Here is a 16,409-nt window from a genome sequence, read left to right as displayed (position 1 = left end):
CTGTGCGCCTTTATTAACCGCGGGGGGTTGATAAAGGCGCACAGCAAACAGGTCAGACTGCAGTCGCTATCGGGCCGCGTGCAGCTTCGTAGGCCGCACCGACACGGTAGAGGCGCTCGTCAGCCATGGCGGGCGCCATGATCTGCAAGCCCACCGGCAGGTTGTCGTCCGCGGACAGGCCCGAGGGCACCGACATCGCGCAGTGTCCGGCCAGGTTGGTCGGCAGCGTGCACAGGTCGGAGAGGTACATGGCCAACGGATCGCCGACCTTCTCCCCCAACTTCCACGGCGTGAACGGGCTGGTCGGCGAGACCAGTACGTCCACCTTCTCGTAGGCCTTGTCGAAATCGCGCGCGATGAGCGTACGAACCTTGAGCGCCGAACCGTAGTAGGCGTCGTAGTATCCCGAGGACAGTGCGTAGGTACCGATCATGATGCGGCGCTTGACCTCCGGACCGAAACCGGCGGCGCGGGTTGCCGCCATGACCTGGTCGGCACTCATGTTGCCGTCGTCGACACGCAGTCCGTAGCGCATGGCGTCGAAGCGGGCCAGGTTGGACGAGACCTCACTGGGCAGCACCAGGTAGTACGACGCGAGCGCATGCTCGAAGCTCGGGCACGAAACCTCGACAACTTCGGCGCCCAAAGCCTTGAGTTGCTCGACAGCAGCGTCGAAGGAAGCGATGACGCCGGGCTGGTAGCTGTCGGAGTGAAGTTCCTTGACCACACCGACTTTGACGCCGCGCAGGTCGCCGGCTGCACCTTCGCGTGCCGCAGCGACCACCGGACGCACGGGGGCGTCGATGGACGTGGAGTCACGCGGATCGTGTCCGGCGATGACCTCGTGCAGCAGAGCGGTGTCGAGCACGGTGCGACCACAGGGGCCGCCCTGATCGAGCGAGGACGCGCACGCGACGAGTCCGAAGCGCGAGACGGTTCCGTACGTCGGCTTGGTTCCGACCGTCGCGGTGACCGCAGCGGGCTGACGGATCGAACCGCCAGTGTCAGTGCCGATGGCCAGCGGGGCCTGACGGGACGCGAGCGCAGCCGCACTGCCGCCGCCCGAACCACCGGGGATGCGGGTGACGTCCCACGGGTTACGCGTCGGGCCGAAGGCCGAGTTCTCGGTCGAAGAGCCCATCGCGAACTCGTCGAGGTTCGTCTTGCCGAGGATCGGGATGCCGGCAGCGCGCAGCTTGGAGGTCAGAGTCGCGTCGTACGGCGCGACCCAGCCTTCGAGAATCTTCGACGCACAGGTGGTCGGCATGTCCGTCGTGGTGAAGATGTCCTTCAACGCGATCGGAACGCCGGCGAGTGCCGAAGCGGGTTCGTTTCCGCCTGCGAGCGAGTTGTCCACTGCTGCGGCGGCTTCGAGAGCCTGTTCGCCTGCAACGTGCAGGAAGGCGTGGTACTCGGTGTCGACGGCCGCGATGCGGTCGAGATGCGCCTGCGTGACCTCTACCGAGGACACCTCACGCGAGTGGATCTTGCCGGCCAGCTCAGCGGCGTCCAGCGTGGTCAGATCGGTCATTCGCCCTCTCCAAGGATCTGCGGAACCGCAAAGCGATCCTGTTCGACTGCGGGTGCTCCGGACAATGCCTGCTCGGGGGTCAACCCGGGCACGATCACGTCGGGGCGCGTCACGTTGGTGACGGCATTGGGATTCGCCATGGGCGGGACGTCGTCGGCCGCAACCTCGGTGACCACCTTGACGTGGTTGAGAATCGAATCCAACTGACCGGCGAACTCGTCGAGTTCGGCATCGGACAGGGCGAGTCTGGACAGCCGCGCGAGGTGCGCGACCTCGTCACGGGAGATGGCAGGCACCGCGGGGCCCCTTTCGGAAGAGGACGTGAACATTGCCGGTCCAGCCTAGTTGCTCGCCGCGACAGACCTGTAAGCACGCCTGCTGTATCGAACGACGAGCACGCTCACTGTGTCGATCGCCACGCCGGATGCCCGCGGTGTGTTTCGCTCGTGTGACAAGCATGTGCATCCGGCGTGACGCCGCCGCGGCGCCCACCATCGCAGGTTGGGCAAGTGCAAAGATGAGTCAGGCCCGGGTCGACGTGATCCGGGCGAGAACCGATCAGCGAAAGGCACGCACGTGTCGTACCTGCTTCGCGTCCAACTGCCCGATCGACCAGGCAGCCTCGGCGCGCTCGCCGTAGCTCTCGGATCCGTGGGCGCAGACATCCTCTCCCTCGACGTCGTGGAACGAGGTGACGGTTTTGCCATCGACGACCTCGTGGTCGACGTCGAACCGGGCGCGCTGCCCGACACCTTGATCACCGCTGCCGAGCATCTACCGGACGTGCTGGTCGATTCGATCCGCCCCTACGCCGGGATTCTCGACACTCACCGTGAGCTCGAACTCATAGATTCCGTTGCGACGGCCCGAAACGATCGACTACAGGTCCTCGTCGACGGCGCGCCGCGTGTACTGCGAGTCGGCTGGTGCGTCGTCGCGGACATCGGCAAGCACGGTGCGTACCGCGTCGTCGGTAGCGCCGGCGCGCCGGAAACCCACGCCACCGACATTCCGTGGATGCCACTGGACAAGCCCACCGCCCTCGACGGCGAGGCCGACTGGGTTCCGGACGTATGGCGCGACATGAACACCAGCCTCGCTGCCGCACCTCTCGGCTCCGGCAATCGAGTCCTCATGCTCGGTCGTCCCGGTGGGCCCGAATTCCGCCCTTCGGAGATAGCCCGCCTCGGCTACCTCGCAGGAATCGTGGCGACGGTACTGAGTTGACCAGGCTGGCTGATCAGGCCAGGCCGCGCACCATGACGGTCAGTTCCATACCGCGAATCGGCTCCCACGCCCGCTCGGGATCGGGGACGAAACCGTTGCGGTCGTAGATACGACGGGCATCGACCATCTCGGGCTGCGTCGAGATGACCACCGAGTGATCGCCGCGGTCGTAGGCTTCGGCGATCACTGCGCGAACCAATGCGGTTCCGGCGCCCGATCCCCGAGCTTGCGGCGAGACTGCGAGCATGCGGAACTCGAGTTCGCCCTTCTGCGCAACATCCGCGAAGGGCGTGCCGGGTTCTGCGATCGTCAACGAGCCCACGACTTCGTCACCGAGAACCGCAACCAGCACCCGGCCCTGCTCCACCCGAGTTGCGGTGTCTCGCAGGCGCTCCGCGTACGGCGATCCGCCGGCGACAAATCCGCCACCCACGTACGACTGCACAGTCAGCTCCCCGACGGTCTCGAACTCAGCCGGTAGAACTTCACGAATCTCGATCATGGCGTCACTATCGCACCCAGCACACCAATCTCAGAAATCGGACAAAGTCACTCTGGTTCGTCCAAATCGGTGGGAGCGACCGCATCCGGGCCATCTTCGAGCAACCGCCGGAAGCCGTCTTCGTCGAGCACCGGCACACCCAATTCGACCGCCTTGTCGTGCTTGGAACCGGGCGCTTCACCGACGACGACAAACGCAGTCTTCTTCGAGACCGACCCTGCCGCCTTGCCGCCGCGCACCAGAATCGCTTCCTTCGCCTGATCACGCGAGTAGGTCTCGAGCGAACCGGTGACGACGATCGAGAGGCCCTCGAGATTGCGCGGAATCGAATCGTCGCGTTCGTCCTCCATGCGTACTCCGGCCGACGCCCACTTGTCGACGATCTGCTGATGCCAGTCGACGGAGAACCACTCCACGACGGCGGCGGCGATAGTCGATCCGACGCCGTCCACTGCAGCCAACTCGTCGACCGAGGCTTCCCGAATGCGTTGCAGCGAGCCGAATTCGCCGGCCAACGCCCTCGCGGCAGTGGGGCCGACGTGCCGAATCGACAGTGCCACAAGCACTCTCCACAGCGGCTTGTCCTTGGCCGAATCCAGGTTGGCCAGCAAGCGTTTTCCGTTGGCGGACAGGGATCCCGCATTGGTGCGGAAGATCGGAACTTCGATCAGTTTCTCGGCGTCGAGTGAGAAGAGATCGCCCTCGTCGCCGATGACCTTCGCCTCCAACAGCCCGGTCGCGGCCTCGTAACCGAGCACCTCGATGTCGAATGCACCGCGCCCCGAGACGTGGAACACGCGCTCGCGCAACTGCGCCGGGCAGTACTGCTGATTGGGGCATCGCACGTCGACGTCGCCCTCTTTCGCGGGTGCCAACAACGTGCCGCACTCGGGACAATGTGTCGGCATGACGAACTCGCGCTCGGTACCGTCACGAACGTCTGCCACGGGACCGAGAACCTCGGGGATGACGTCTCCGGCCTTGCGCAACACCACGGTGTCGCCGATCAGCACACCCTTGCGCTTGACCTCCGAGCCGTTGTGCAGCGTGGCCAAGGACACAGTGGAACCCGCCACCGTGACGGGTTCCATGTACGCGAACGGCGTCACACGACCCGTACGTCCGACACTGACCCGGATGTCGAGGAGCTTGGTCGTGACCTCTTCCGGCGGGTACTTGTACGCGATAGCCCACCGTGGTGCGCGCGACGTGGTGCCCAGACGTCGATGTAACGACATCTCGTCGACCTTGACCACCAACCCGTCGATCTCGTGCTCGACGTCGTGGCGGTGTTCTCCCCAGTACTTCATCTTCTCGACCACGGCGTCGGCGCCGACCACCCGTGAGGTGTGCGTGGACACCGGCAGACCCCAGGCGGCGAGGGCCACGTAGGCGTCGTACTGCGAGGCCGGCTCGAAACCTTCCATGCGCCCGAACCCGTGGCAGATCATTCCGAGGCGGCGACGCGCGGTGACGGCAGGATTCTTCTGACGCAGGGAGCCCGCCGCGGAGTTGCGCGGATTGGCGAACGGCGCCTTACCCTCCTCCACCAGGGAGGCATTGAGTGCTGCGAAGTCCTCGAGGCGGAAGAACACCTCGCCACGCACCTCGAGCAGGCTCGGAATCGGGTACTCGTCCGTGGCGGTAAGGCGCTCCGGGATGTCGTTGATCGTCAAGGCGTTGAGCGTGACCAGCTCGCCCGTACGACCGTCACCGCGGGTTGCGGCACGAACGAGTTTGCCGTTCTCGTAGACGAGATTGAGGGCGACACCATCGATTTTCACTTCACAGAGATAGTGCAGTTCCGGCCCGGTTTCCTGCTCTACCTTGGCGATCCATGCTCGGAGCTCCGACTCGTCGAAGACGTTGTCGAGGCTGAGCATCCGCTCGAGGTGGTCGACGGACGTGAAGTCCGTCGCGAATCCGCCACCGACGAGTTGCGTCGGAGAGTCGGGAGTTCGCAGATCCGGGTACTGCTCTTCGAGAGCATTGAGCTGCCCGAGCAATGTGTCGAATGCACCGTCCGAAATGACCGGCGCATCACGAACGTAGTAGCGGAACTGATGCTGGCGTACCTCTTCGGCCAGCTCCGTCCACTGCTCGCGCGCCTCGTTGGGCGCTGGCTGCATTGCATCCGCGGTTTCAGTCACAGCTAGAAGATTATCGGTTCACACCGACACACCACACGACTCCACATCGGAACGCACACACTAGAACGCCGACGGATCGTCCACCAATGCCTTGCCGACGTCTGTACACAGCCGAAGGGCGGCACGCGCCCAGTCGAGGTTCGCACCCGAAAGACCGCAACGCGGAGTGACCGCGACCTGGGTCTGCAGGAGTTCACGAGAGAAGCCGAGACGATCTACCAGTGTGACGGCGGGCATCGCACACTCTTTCCACGTCACCGGCTTTTCCGGCTCCACGGACGGAACCAGACCGAGCGCCAATTCCTTGCCGGCGTCGAACAACTGGCCGATACCGTCGAGATCGCGTGAGCCGATGAGCGACATGTCGAAGCTCACGCCGAACGCCTGGCTTCGCCTCAGTAGATCCCACGGCATGTCTGTGCCGCAACTGTGGACGATTGTGGGCAGTCCACAACCGCTGATCGTCGAGTCGAGTACGGCGAGTGCCTCGGGTTCCGGCAGTGCCGGAACGCTCTCCATCTTGGTGCGCCCAGGCAGCGAACCGGCCAGAACTGCCGCGATCTGCGGCTCGTCCAACTGAATCACCACTGCGGCGCCGGTGCGGCGAGTGACCTCGGCCGCATGACGCGCGAGACCCTCACCGAGTGATTCTGCGATGTCGCGGAGCGCACCGCGGTCGACGAGAACTCGCGAACCGTTTGCGACTTCGATCTCGGCGCCGAGTGTCAGCGGGCCGGCGACTTGGAGCTTGACGACGTGGTCTTCGCCGACCATGCGCGCTGACTCCCAGGCTTCCTCGAGCGCGTCGAGATCCTGATTCAGAAAGTCCTCGGCTCGCTTCGCGACATTGCCCCTCCGAGGCACGACTCGATAGGCACGGGTCGAGGCGTCGAGGTTGATATCGACCAGAATTGCCCCCGCCCGGCCGACCATGTCAGCGCCGAGTCCGCGGCTCGGCAACTCCACCAGATGCGGGAAACCACCCAGCTCACCGAGGATGGTTGCGGCACTTTCGCGGGCATCCGTGCCCGGCCAGGATCCGATTCCGGTGACGAGACCACCGATGGAAACCTGCTGCGTCACAGTGTGTTCGGCTCGGATTCGGTGCCCGAGATGGTGCCACTGCCGAGAACCTGGTCGCCCAGTTCGCGGTCGGGGCGATACAACACGACGGCCTGTCCCTTTGCGACGCCGGTCAGTGGTTCGCGCAACGAGATCGAGATACCGCCGCTTGAAGTACCGTCGTCGACGGCCTCCGCAACAGCCTGCGCCAGTCCACCGTGCGCACGAACCTGCACCATGCATTCGACGGGGCCCTCCGGCGCCTGGCCCGAGGTCCAGATCGCACGCTGCGCCGAGATGGCCCAGACGTCGAGATTCTTGGCCGAACCCACTCGGACCGTTCCGGTTTCGGGCTCGATCGCGGTCACGTACCGCGGACGGCCGTCACCCGCCGGACCTTCGACGCCGAGACCCTTGCGCTGTCCGATCGTGAAGCCGTGTACGCCGTCGTGTGCAGCGAGGACTTCACCCGAATCGGCGTCGACGACGCTTCCCGGACGAACGCCGATGCGCGCACCCAGGAATGCTCGTGTGTCGCCGGTCGGGATGAAGCAGATGTCGTGACTGTCAGGCTTGTTCGCCACAGCCAGACCGCGCTCGGCGGCTTCCTCGCGGATCCGTTCTTTCGGTGTGTCACCGATCGGGAACATCGCTCGCGAAAGCTGCTCAGCCGTCAGCACACCGAGGACATACGACTGGTCCTTGTCAGCGTCGACCGCCCGGCGCAGGACGCCGTCTTCGAGGCGCGCGTAGTGACCGGTCGCCACGGCGTCGAAGCCGAGAGCGACTGCACGGTCGGCGAGTGCGGTGAACTTGATCTTCTCGTTGCAGCGCAGGCACGGATTGGGGGTCTCACCCGCTGCGTACGACGCCACGAAGTCGTCGATCACGTCTTCCTTGAAGCGATCGGCGAAATCCCAGACGTAGAAGGGTATTCCGAGAACGTCGGCGGCGCGCCTGGCGTCGCCGGCATCTTCCTTCGAGCAGCATCCACGCGAACCCGTCCGCAATGCGCCCGGCGCCGTGGACAAAGCAAGATGAACGCCGACGACGTCGTGTCCGGCGGCGACAGCGCGGGCGGCGGCGACAGCGGAGTCGACACCTCCGCTCATGGCTGCGAGTACTCGCATCAGCGATCCCCTCCACGCGAACCGGCACCGGCAAGACCGGCGGCCCGAGCGCGCTCTACTACTTGTGGAAGCGCAGCGATGAGCGCGTCCACATCGGTGACACTCGACGTATGTCCGAGCGAAAATCTCAGTGAGCCACGCGCGACGGGCGATTCGACGCCCATCGCGATCAAGACGTGGCTGGCCCTGGCCACACCGGCGGTGCAGGCCGAACCGGTGGAACATTCGATACCGGCAGCGTCGAGCAGCATCAGCAACGAATCGCCCTCGCAACCGGGGAAGGTGAAGTGCGCGTTACCGGGAAGCCGATCGGAACCGGTCGGGCCGTTGAGCACCGACTCGGGAAGGATCTCCAGGACTCCGTCGATCAAACGGTCACGCAACTGCGCCAATTCCCTTGTGCTGGAATCGAAGTTCTCGACGTTTGCGCGCAGCGCCGCAGCCATCCCGACAACGCCCGCAGTATCCGGAGTGCCCGAACGCAGATCACGTTCGTGTCCGCCGCCGTGGAGGAGCGGCACACACGGAACCTGGCGTCCGAGCAGCAGTGCGCCGACGCCGTGCGGACCACCGAACTTGTGTGCCGCGATGCTCAGCGCGGACAACTTGCTCGCCGCGAAATCGACCGGCAATTGTGCAACTGCCTGAACCGCGTCGCTGTGCATCGGAATCTCGAACTCAGCCGAAATCTCCGCCAACTCCACGATCGGCATGATCGAGCCGACCTCGTTGTTGGCCCACATCACCGTCACGAGTGCTACCTCGTCGGCGTGGACGGAAAGCTCGTCACGCAAGGTCTGCGGGTCGACGACACCGTTCTCGTCGACCGGCAACCACGTCACGCGCGCGCCCTCGTGCTGCTCGAGCCACTCGACGGCGTCGAGCACAGCATGATGCTCGACGGAGCTGGCCAGGATGCGAGTGCGTCGCGGGTCTGCGTCACGGCGAGCCCAGTAGATGCCCTTGACCGCGAGATTATCGCTCTCGGTGCCTCCGGAGGTGAAGATGACCTCCGACGGCCGCGCACCCAGGCTGGCGGCGATCGATTCGCGCGATTCCTCGACGCGGCGCCGGGCCGCACGGCCGGAGCCGTGCAGCGAGGACGCGTTGCCCACGGTTTTGAAGGTATCGGTCATCGCCTCGATAGCGGCTGCCGACATCGGAGTCGTGGCGGCATGATCGAGGTACACCGGAAATCCGGCGTGGGCACTGTGTGCAGGCAGAGTCATGGCTTGACAAGGATAGCCCAGCACGAGAGTTCGACCAGCCTCGCTCAGCAGGCTAAGCGCTCATCGCCGGGGAAGGATCGATTTGTCCCATGGCTTGTGTCACGAGTTCCGGTGCGGGGTCGAAGATGTCGTGAGCTGCCAGATCGATGATGTCGACGCCGCGTACGGCTCTCTCGCATCGCTGCGCGAGATCGGCTCGACACTCCCCTGCCTCCTCGAGCGGAGCCAGCCTGACCTTCACCTCGACGTTCTTCTGACGCAGGATCCGACGGATGGACTGACCGATCGTTTCGGTGCCGACAAAGCAGGGTCCGGTGCACAGGGAACCGTCGGCGTTCTCGTAGCGGATCGCCATCGGCTGAACCGGGCATTCGGCGTCGACGGCTGCTTGGAACATCGCCGGACGAAAACCGCCGTACGCCCGCCCGCACCAGGTCGTTCCCTCGGGGAACACCATCACCCGGACACCTCGCTGCAGGCGTTCGCGAACGACGTCGACGGTTCCGGGGAGTTCACGCAGGCGAGCGCGGTCGATGGGGACGACGCGCATCCGGCGCGCGAGACCGCCGAGCACTGCCCAGTCGAGCAGGTCGGCGCGGGCGACGAAGTTGGCCGGAGCAACGGCGCTCGCGACGAGGACGTCGGTCCAGGACACGTGACCGGCGACAACCATGACCCCGTCAGGTTCCGCGCGCCCCAACCGCTGGTCGTCGACCGTCAGCTTCATCCCCAGACAACGAAGCAACGCGCGCGAGTATCCGCGTTGCATCTCAGTACGCCAGGTGCGCGGGAGGAGCCAGCCGGCCGAAAGCACAGGCGCAGTCAACAGTGCGGCACCGACCATGACCCCGCGGGCCATCACGGTGATACTCGACACACCGGGTGCGTCCGCGGGTAGGCACCCGTCGCCGCAGGGGCTCGTCGGCACCCAGTACGGCACCGCCGCGGTCATCAGCCGATCCCCGACTCGTGTGCGGCGGCCGCCGATCGCAGCCGTTCGAGGTACCGCTTGTTGGCGGAGTGAAGGCCTTGCAGCGCAACAAAATCGGCCACACCGAACTCGGGATCGTGAGCAGGTTCCCCGCAGATCATCGCGCCCATCCGCAAGTAACCACGGAGCAACGGTGGCATCGTCACGCGTTCCGGTGCGGCGATCTCGTCGAGCGTCAGACCCCCGAGGACCACCGGGTTTCGTGGGATCACCCGCCGCGACCCCGGACTGGCGTGCTTGTTCATCACGAAGTCACGGACGCCGCGGACATCGGCGCCGGCAATTGAATCGGGGCTCGGCAAGACGGGCACGGAGACGCAGCCCATCACCCACTCGTATCCGGTCAATTCGAGATAGTGCAGGATGCCCGACCACATCAGGCTCAGGACGGATCCGGTGCGGTGAGCGGGATCGACGCACGCGCGACCCATTTCGACGATCCTGTTCGCCACCGGATCGAGCGCGGAGATGTCGAATTCCGTTGCGGTGTAATACCCACCGGCCGCCGCAGCGGAATCCGGCGGCAGCATTCGGTAGCAGCCGACGTACTCCTCGGTGATGTTGTCGCGAACGAGAAGATGATCACAGAATTCGTCGAAGGCGTCGGCGTCGAGTTCGAACACCCCGGCCGAAGCGGGGAGGGAGAAGCCTGGCTCGGAGGCGAACACTCGGTATCGAAGGCGCTGCGCAGCGACACGATGCTCGCGGTCGGAGGAGACGATCAGGGAATATCTCGGCTGGGCGACCTCACGGCCGAGATTGTCACTCGCGGAGCGAAGGACTGACGTAATTGTCATGCGCAAGGTTTATCGAGCGCGAACGGCGTCTCGGTATCGACGAAGTGACATGCCGATGCAGGCCGGGTGAATAAAGCACTGTGCGCCTTTATCAACCGCGGGGGGTTGATAAAGGCGCACAGCAGTTTGTGCTTTTCAGCCCTTGTGGGACTTCACAGCTTCGGTGAGCTGCGGTGCGACGTTGAACAGGTCGCCCACGATGCCGAAGTCGGCGATCTCGAAGATGGGTGCCTCTTCGTCCTTGTTGACCGCGACGATGGTCTTGGACGTCTGCATGCCGGCACGGTGCTGGATGGCACCGGAAATGCCGAGCGCGATGTACAGCTGCGGCGAGACCGTCTTACCGGTCTGACCGACCTGGAACTGTCCGGGGTAGTAACCCGAGTCCACAGCGGCACGCGAAGCACCGACTGCAGCGCCGAGGGAGTCGGCCAGCTCTTCGACGACGGAGAACTTGTCCGCGCTGCCGACACCACGTCCACCGGAGACGACAACCGACGCCTCGGTGAGCTCCGGGCGGTCGCCGCCGACAATGGGCTCACGCGAGGTGACCTTGACGGCACTCTCGTCCTGGGCCGGAACCTCGACGGTGATCTGCTCGCCTGCGCCGGCCTGCGGAGCAGCCTCGACTGCGCCCGGACGAACCGAGTAGACCGGAACGTCGCCGTTGGCCTTGGCCTCGACGGTGAACGCGCCACCGAAGATGGAGTGGACGCCGGTGCCGTCAGCCTTGATCTCGATGACGTCGGTCAGCAATCCGGAGCCCAGACGTGCGGCCAGACGACCGGCAACCTCTTTGCCCTCGGTGCCGGCTGCGGTGATGACTGCTGCCGGGCTGGTGGACTCGACCAGAGCGGCGAGAACGTCGACCTTGGGGGTGACCAGGTAGCCGTCGATGTCGTCGGACTCGGCGACGTAGATCTTCTCGGCGCCGGCTGCTGCCAGAGCGTCGGCGAGCTTTGCTGCGGTGCCCGCGGGGCCGGCGACAACTGCCGACGGCTCACCGAGTGCGCGTGCAGCGGTGATGAGTTCGGTGCTGACCTTCTTCAGCGCACCCTCTGCGTGCTCTACGAGCACAAGTACTTCTGCCATGACTTAACTCTCCCTGAGTTCTTCTGCTGGATGTCTAGAAGGGCGCGATCAGATGACCTTGTTGCTGACGAGGTACGCGGCAATCTTGGTGCCACCGTCTCCCTCGTCGACGATGCGCTCACCAGCGGTACGGGGGGGCTTGGGGGTGGAGGACGTCACGGTGGTGCCGGCGTTGGCAACTCCGACGGTCTCCGGGTCGACTCCGAGGTCGGCCAGCGTGTAGACGAGAACTTCCTTCTTCTTCGCGGCCATGATGCCCTTGAAGGACGGGAAGCGCGGCTCGTTGATCTTCTCGGTGACCGAGACGATCGCGGGCAGCGAAGCCTCGAGGCCGAAGACGCCCTCGTCGGTCTCGCGCTCACCGGTGATCTTGCCGTCGGCGACGACGACCTTGCGCAGCTGCGTGAGCTGCGGGATGCCCAGGTACTCGGCGATGATGGCCGGAACAGCGCCGACGCGGCCGTCGGTGGCCTCGTTGCCGGCGATGATCAGGTCGGCAGGCTCGTCGTTCTCGAAGGTGATCTGTCCGAGAGCAGCAGCGAGCGTCCATGCGGTCTGGATCGCGTCGGAGCCGTGCAGTGCCGGGTCGTTGATGTGGACGGCCTTGTCGGCGCCCATCGAGAGAGCCTTGCGGATAGCGTCGGTGGCGCGGTCGGGACCTGCGGACAGCACCGTAACCTCACCGCCCTGAGCTTCCTTGATGAGGAGTGCTTCTTCGACGGAGCGCTCGTTGATCTCGTCGAGGACTGCGTCGGCGGCTTCACGGTCAAGCGTGTAGTCGCCGTCGGTCAGCTTGCGCTCGGACCATGTGTCGGGGACCTGCTTGATCAAAACAACGATATTCGTCATGGGTCTTCGTCGACCTCCTGTGTGTAATTCACCTGATAAATCGTCTGTGGTGCTCGCGCAGTCCGAGCGTCCGAAAAGAGAGTCCGACAGGTCTCCCTACGGGCGAATTTCTCGGTTCACGTCGGCTGTGCGTTAGATTACCCCACGTTAAGTTACCGGTGGGTAACTTAACGTGGAACCTCGTCCACCATAACGGCACGAACAGGAATTGACAGCAGTGATCTGGACCACGGCGAACACGTTCTACTCGGATGGCACTAATCTCGCACGGGTGAGTGAAACGAGTGTCAGCAACCACGAGGACGCACCCCTGCCCTTGACGGGCGAACGAACCGTGCCAGGAATCCCCGAGGAGAACTACTGGTTCCGACGCCACGAAGTGGTGTACCGCGCACTTCTGGAGCGCTGCACGAACCGCCGAGTCCTCGAGGCCGGTTCCGGAGAAGGCTACGGCGCCAACATGATTGCGGACGTCGCAACAAAGGTTACCGGCCTCGACTACGACATCTCCGCGGTCGAGCACGTCCGTGCCCGCTACCCCCGCGTCGAGATGCTCCACGGCAACCTCGCCGAGCTTCCACTGGCCGACAACTCGGTTGACGTCGTCGTCAATTTCCAGGTGATCGAGCACCTGTGGGATCAGGGTCAGTTCCTACGCGAATGCTTCCGAGTTCTCGCTCCCGGCGGTGAACTTCTCATCAGCACCCCCAACCGGATCACCTTCTCCCCCGGCCGCGACACGCCGCTCAACCCTTTCCACACTCGTGAGCTCAACGCCTCCGAAATGACCGAATTGCTCGAAGACGCCGGATTCCGCGTTCAGTTGATGACCGGCGTCCACCACGGTTCACGTCTGAAGGAACTCGACGCCAAGCACGGCGGATCGTTCATCAATGCGCAGATCGACCGCGCGTTGGCCGGCGAGCCCTGGCCGGAAGATCTCACCCGCGACGTCGAGGGCATCACCGTCGACGACTTCAGCATCAGCGAACCCGACATCGACGACAGCCTCGACCTCGTCGCTATTGCCGTGAAGGAATCCGGCGAGTGAGTAACGCAACACCCGTCACCGAACCGGGGATGTTCGCCCTGGTTCTGCACTCCCATCTGCCGTGGCTCGCCAACCACGGCAGATGGCCCGTCGGCGAGGAATGGATCTACCAGTCCTGGGCTGCGTCGTACATTCCGCTCGCCGCCGCGCTACGTCGCCTGGCCGACGAGGGCCGATCGCACCTGCTGACGCTGGGAATCACGCCGGTGCTCGCGGCCCAGTTGGACGATCCCCACTGCCTCGCCGGGATGCATCACTGGCTCGGCAACTGGCAAATCCGCGCCCACGAGGCTGCCGGCATGCCGGACGCGGCGCACCGCGAACTCGGCGCGCGCGAGCACCGGGCCTCAGCTGCCGCTCTCGCAGATTTCGAGACTCACTGGCAGCACGGCGCCTCACCGGTGTTCCGCGACCTCATCGATCGCGAGGCCTTCGAGCTTCTCGGCGGGCCGCTGGCCCACCCGTTCCAACCGCTGCTCGATCCTCGCTTGCGGGCGTTCTCCCTCCGCGAAGGTCTCGCCGACGCGCATGCCCGGTGGAATCACACTCCGACCGGGATCTGGGGACCCGAGTGCGGGTACACCCCGGGCATGGAGCGCGGGTACGCCGAAGCGGGCGTCACCCACTTCATGGTCGACGGCCCCGCCTTGCGCGGCGACACGTCCCTCGGCCGCCCGGTTCGAGAATCCGACGTGGTTGCATTCGGCCGCGACCTGCAGGTCAGCTACCGCGTCTGGTCCCCCAAATCCGGATATCCGGGACACGCCGCCTACCGCGACTTCCACACCTACGACCACGAGACGGGCCTCAAGCCGTCGCGGGTCACCGGACGGACCGTCGACTCCGCCGACAAGTTGCCGTACGACCCCGAACTCGCCGCCGCCGCCGTCGACAAGCATGTCGCCGACTTCGTCGAAACCGTTCGGGCGCGTCTGCGCAGTGAATCCACCCGCATCGGCCGCGACGCCCTGGTGGTCGCAGCTTTCGACACCGAACTGTTCGGGCACTGGTGGCACGAGGGTCCGCAGTGGCTCGAAAAACTCCTGCGCGCGCTTCCCGAGGCCGGAATTCGCGTCGGCACCCTCGCCGACGCCAAGGCATCGGGATACGTCGGCGAACCCGTTCAACTCGAGGATTCGTCCTGGGGATCGGGTAAGGACTGGCGTGTCTGGGCCGGCGATCAGGTGTCCGACCTGGTGCAACTGAACTCCGAGGTGGTCGATACCGCGCTCACCACCGTGGACAAGTCTCGCGGACGCGACAACGCACCCGGCCGACCGGAACTGCGAAACCGGGTCAACGATCAGGTACTTCGCGAGACACTGATGACAGTTTCGAGCGATTGGGCATTCATGGTGAGCAAGGATTCGGCCGCGGGGTACGCCCGCGAACGCGCACACAAGCACGCCCACGCGACCAGGGAAATCTCCGAAGCGCTCGTTTCCGGCCGCGATGCCGTCGCCGAGCGACTCGCCGAAGGCTGGAATCGCGCCGACGGGTTGTTCCCGGGACTGGATGCTCGCCGTCTACCTGACACAGAACTGAGTCCGTCGTGAAAATTCTCATCGTCTCGTGGGAGTACCCACCGGTCGTCGTCGGCGGGCTCGGTCGACACGTCCACCATCTCGCCACCGAATTGGCAGCCGCGGGCCACGAGGTCGTGGTTCTCTCGCGCCGCCCCTCCGGCACGGATGCGTCGACGCACCCGACGATTACGCACATTTCCGAAGGCGTCCTTGTCGTCGCAGTGGCCGAGGACCCCGCGCACTTCGTCTTCGGCGAGGACATGCTCGCGTGGACCCTCGCGATGGGTCACGCGATGGTCCGTGCCGGGATGGCGCTGCACAAGCCAGGAGTGGGCGAGGGCTGGCAGCCCGACGTCGTGCACGCGCACGACTGGCTGGTCGCACATCCGGCGATCGCCCTGGCCGAATTCTATGATGTCCCACTGGTTTCCACACTTCACGCCACCGAGGCGGGTCGCCACAGCGGCTGGATCTCCGGACGCATCAACCGCCAGGTCCACTCCGTCGAGTGGTGGCTGGCAAACGAATCCGACTCTCTCATAACTTGTTCGGCGTCCATGCAGGAAGAAGTGACCGAGCTCTACGGCCCGACGCTGCCGCCGATCACCGTCATCCGCAACGGAATCGACGTGACCACGTGGAACTTTCGCGAACGTGGACCGCGATCCGGACCGCCGAAACTCCTCTTCGTCGGCCGCCTGGAATACGAGAAGGGCGTGCAGGACGCCATCGCAGCACTCCCCCGAATCCGTCGTAGCCACCCCGGCACGACCCTCGCGATCGCGGGCGAAGGCACCCAGTTCACCTGGCTCTACCAACAGGCACGCACGCATCGCGTCGCGCGGGCGGTGGACTTTCTCGGCAACCTCGATCACACGGAACTGCTCAGCTGGCTGCACGGAGCGGACGCCATCGTCCTGCCGTCGCGCTACGAGCCTTTCGGGATCATCGCCCTCGAAGCGGCGGCGGCCGGCACTCCGCTGATCACGTCCACCGCAGGCGGACTGGGCGAAGCCGTCGTCGACGGGGTGACGGGGATGTCCTTCCAACCGGGCGACATCGCCGGGCTCACCTCGGCTGTCCGCGAGGTACTCGACGATCCCGCCGGGGCACAGGAACGGGCAGTGGCCGCCCGCGCACGCCTGACATCGGACTTCGACTGGCATCAGGTCGCCGAGGAGACTGCTCACGTCTACGCGGGCGCGAAGCGTCGGGTGCGACAGCCGTTGGCCCGTCCGCAGATCCCCGAGCGTCCGCTGCCCGGTCGCTGAG

15 protein-coding genes are annotated in these 16,409 nt (G+C 65.1%); 4 read left to right on the top strand and 11 right to left on the bottom strand.

From position 1 onward, the window contains the following. Nucleotides 1-52 precede the first annotated feature (52 nt). Both gatA and gatC read right to left on the bottom strand, forming a co-directional pair. Complete coding sequence (gene gatA / locus GN300_RS22405) at nt 53-1,531, bottom strand: Asp-tRNA(Asn)/Glu-tRNA(Gln) amidotransferase subunit GatA (protein WP_007729384.1); 1,479 nt, start codon at nt 1,529-1,531, stop codon at nt 53-55. Continuing rightward, nucleotides 1,528-1,827 carry an Asp-tRNA(Asn)/Glu-tRNA(Gln) amidotransferase subunit GatC gene (gene gatC, locus GN300_RS22400; RefSeq protein ID WP_003944747.1) on the bottom strand — a complete coding sequence of 100 codons (300 nt, stop codon included), beginning with the start codon at nt 1,825-1,827 and terminating at the stop codon, nt 1,528-1,530. The genes gatA and gatC overlap by 4 nt, the downstream gene beginning before the upstream one ends. A gap of 280 nt (nt 1,828-2,107) precedes the next feature. Here gatC and GN300_RS22395 point away from each other — a divergent pair, with 280 nt between their 5' ends. After that, nucleotides 2,108-2,758 (top strand): hypothetical protein, encoded by a 651-nt coding sequence (locus tag GN300_RS22395; protein ID WP_063316591.1) that lies wholly within the window; start codon nt 2,108-2,110, stop codon nt 2,756-2,758. Between the two features lie 13 nt (nt 2,759-2,771). Here GN300_RS22395 and GN300_RS22390 read toward each other — a convergent pair whose 3' ends face one another. The 9 genes from GN300_RS22390 to GN300_RS22350 all read right to left on the bottom strand — a co-directional run bounded on the left by GN300_RS22390 (nt 2,772) and on the right by GN300_RS22350 (nt 12,560). Next, nucleotides 2,772-3,260, bottom strand: a complete 489-nt coding sequence (locus GN300_RS22390; protein WP_003944764.1) for a GNAT family N-acetyltransferase — start codon at nt 3,258-3,260, stop codon at nt 2,772-2,774. Between the two features lie 47 nt (nt 3,261-3,307). After that, nucleotides 3,308-5,389, bottom strand: a complete 2,082-nt coding sequence (gene ligA, locus GN300_RS22385) for an NAD-dependent DNA ligase LigA (RefSeq protein ID WP_007729389.1) — start codon at nt 5,387-5,389, stop codon at nt 3,308-3,310. Between the two features lie 81 nt (nt 5,390-5,470). Next, nucleotides 5,471-6,493, bottom strand: coding sequence for a methionine synthase (locus tag GN300_RS22380; protein ID WP_063316592.1), 1,023 nt, complete (start codon nt 6,491-6,493; stop codon nt 5,471-5,473). Continuing rightward, nucleotides 6,490-7,602: a tRNA 2-thiouridine(34) synthase MnmA gene (gene mnmA, locus GN300_RS22375; protein WP_063316593.1), complete on the bottom strand. Its 1,113-nt coding sequence runs from the start codon at nt 7,600-7,602 to the stop codon at nt 6,490-6,492. The genes GN300_RS22380 and mnmA overlap by 4 nt, the downstream gene beginning before the upstream one ends. After that, nucleotides 7,602-8,831 carry a cysteine desulfurase family protein gene (locus tag GN300_RS22370; RefSeq protein WP_019747909.1) on the bottom strand — a complete coding sequence of 410 codons (1,230 nt, stop codon included), beginning with the start codon at nt 8,829-8,831 and terminating at the stop codon, nt 7,602-7,604. Before GN300_RS22370 ends, mnmA begins: the two co-directional genes overlap by 1 nt. Nucleotides 8,832-8,883: 52 nt before the next feature. After that, on the bottom strand, nt 8,884-9,783 hold the full coding sequence (locus GN300_RS22365) for a 1-acyl-sn-glycerol-3-phosphate acyltransferase (RefSeq protein ID WP_050655131.1): 900 nt from the start codon (nt 9,781-9,783) through the stop codon (nt 8,884-8,886). Continuing rightward, a complete protein-coding gene (locus tag GN300_RS22360) occupies nt 9,783-10,619 on the bottom strand; it encodes a GNAT family N-acetyltransferase (RefSeq protein ID WP_003944707.1) in 837 nt (278 codons plus the stop codon). The genes GN300_RS22365 and GN300_RS22360 overlap by 1 nt, the downstream gene beginning before the upstream one ends. Before the next feature lie 135 nt (nt 10,620-10,754). Then, nucleotides 10,755-11,711, bottom strand: a complete 957-nt coding sequence (locus tag GN300_RS22355; protein WP_003944698.1) for an electron transfer flavoprotein subunit alpha/FixB family protein — start codon at nt 11,709-11,711, stop codon at nt 10,755-10,757. 48 nt (nt 11,712-11,759) lie between these two features. Further along, nucleotides 11,760-12,560 (bottom strand): electron transfer flavoprotein subunit beta/FixA family protein, encoded by an 801-nt coding sequence (locus GN300_RS22350; protein ID WP_003944754.1) that lies wholly within the window; start codon nt 12,558-12,560, stop codon nt 11,760-11,762. A gap of 271 nt (nt 12,561-12,831) precedes the next feature. On the opposite strand from GN300_RS22350, the gene GN300_RS22345 reads away from it, so the two are divergent. Genes GN300_RS22345 through GN300_RS22335 form a run of 3 tightly spaced genes read left to right on the top strand, consistent with a single transcriptional unit; the run spans nt 12,832 to nt 16,408 of the window. Beyond that, nucleotides 12,832-13,611 (top strand): bifunctional 2-polyprenyl-6-hydroxyphenol methylase/3-demethylubiquinol 3-O-methyltransferase UbiG, encoded by a 780-nt coding sequence (locus GN300_RS22345; RefSeq protein ID WP_051720803.1) that lies wholly within the window; start codon nt 12,832-12,834, stop codon nt 13,609-13,611. Between the two features lie 29 nt (nt 13,612-13,640). Beyond that, nucleotides 13,641-15,167, top strand: a complete 1,527-nt coding sequence (locus tag GN300_RS22340; protein WP_037125876.1) for a glycoside hydrolase family 57 protein — start codon at nt 13,641-13,643, stop codon at nt 15,165-15,167. Continuing rightward, complete coding sequence (locus tag GN300_RS22335; RefSeq protein ID WP_003944732.1) at nt 15,164-16,408, top strand: glycosyltransferase family 4 protein; 1,245 nt, start codon at nt 15,164-15,166, stop codon at nt 16,406-16,408. Before GN300_RS22340 ends, GN300_RS22335 begins: the two co-directional genes overlap by 4 nt. The last annotated feature ends 1 nt before the right edge of the window (nt 16,409 follow it).

This window comes from Rhodococcus sp. Ni2, from assembly GCF_021352185.1.
Taxonomy (GTDB): Bacteria; Actinomycetota; Actinomycetes; order Mycobacteriales; family Mycobacteriaceae; genus Rhodococcus_F; species Rhodococcus_F qingshengii.
The sequence above is the reverse complement of the archived record's forward strand: the minus strand, read 5'-3'. Positions and strand labels throughout refer to the sequence as shown.

Excerpts from the sequence above, each read along its gene's own strand:
- gatA (WP_007729384.1), bottom strand. The coding sequence starts at position 1,531 with ATGACCGATCTGACCACGCTGGACGCCGCTGAGCTGGCCGGCAAGATC.
- GN300_RS22390 (WP_003944764.1), bottom strand. The coding sequence starts at position 3,260 with ATGATCGAGATTCGTGAAGTTCTACCGGCTGAGTTCGAGACCGTCGGG.
- ligA (WP_007729389.1), bottom strand. The coding sequence starts at position 5,389 with ATGCAGCCAGCGCCCAACGAGGCGCGCGAGCAGTGGACGGAGCTGGCC.
- mnmA (WP_063316593.1), bottom strand. The coding sequence starts at position 7,602 with ATGCGAGTACTCGCAGCCATGAGCGGAGGTGTCGACTCCGCTGTCGCC.
- GN300_RS22370 (WP_019747909.1), bottom strand. The coding sequence starts at position 8,831 with ATGACTCTGCCTGCACACAGTGCCCACGCCGGATTTCCGGTGTACCTC.
- GN300_RS22365 (WP_050655131.1), bottom strand. The coding sequence starts at position 9,783 with ATGACCGCGGCGGTGCCGTACTGGGTGCCGACGAGCCCCTGCGGCGAC.
- GN300_RS22360 (WP_003944707.1), bottom strand. The coding sequence starts at position 10,619 with ATGACAATTACGTCAGTCCTTCGCTCCGCGAGTGACAATCTCGGCCGT.
- GN300_RS22355 (WP_003944698.1), bottom strand. The coding sequence starts at position 11,711 with ATGGCAGAAGTACTTGTGCTCGTAGAGCACGCAGAGGGTGCGCTGAAG.
- GN300_RS22350 (WP_003944754.1), bottom strand. The coding sequence starts at position 12,560 with ATGACGAATATCGTTGTTTTGATCAAGCAGGTCCCCGACACATGGTCC.
- GN300_RS22340 (WP_037125876.1), top strand. The coding sequence starts at position 13,641 with ATGTTCGCCCTGGTTCTGCACTCCCATCTGCCGTGGCTCGCCAACCAC.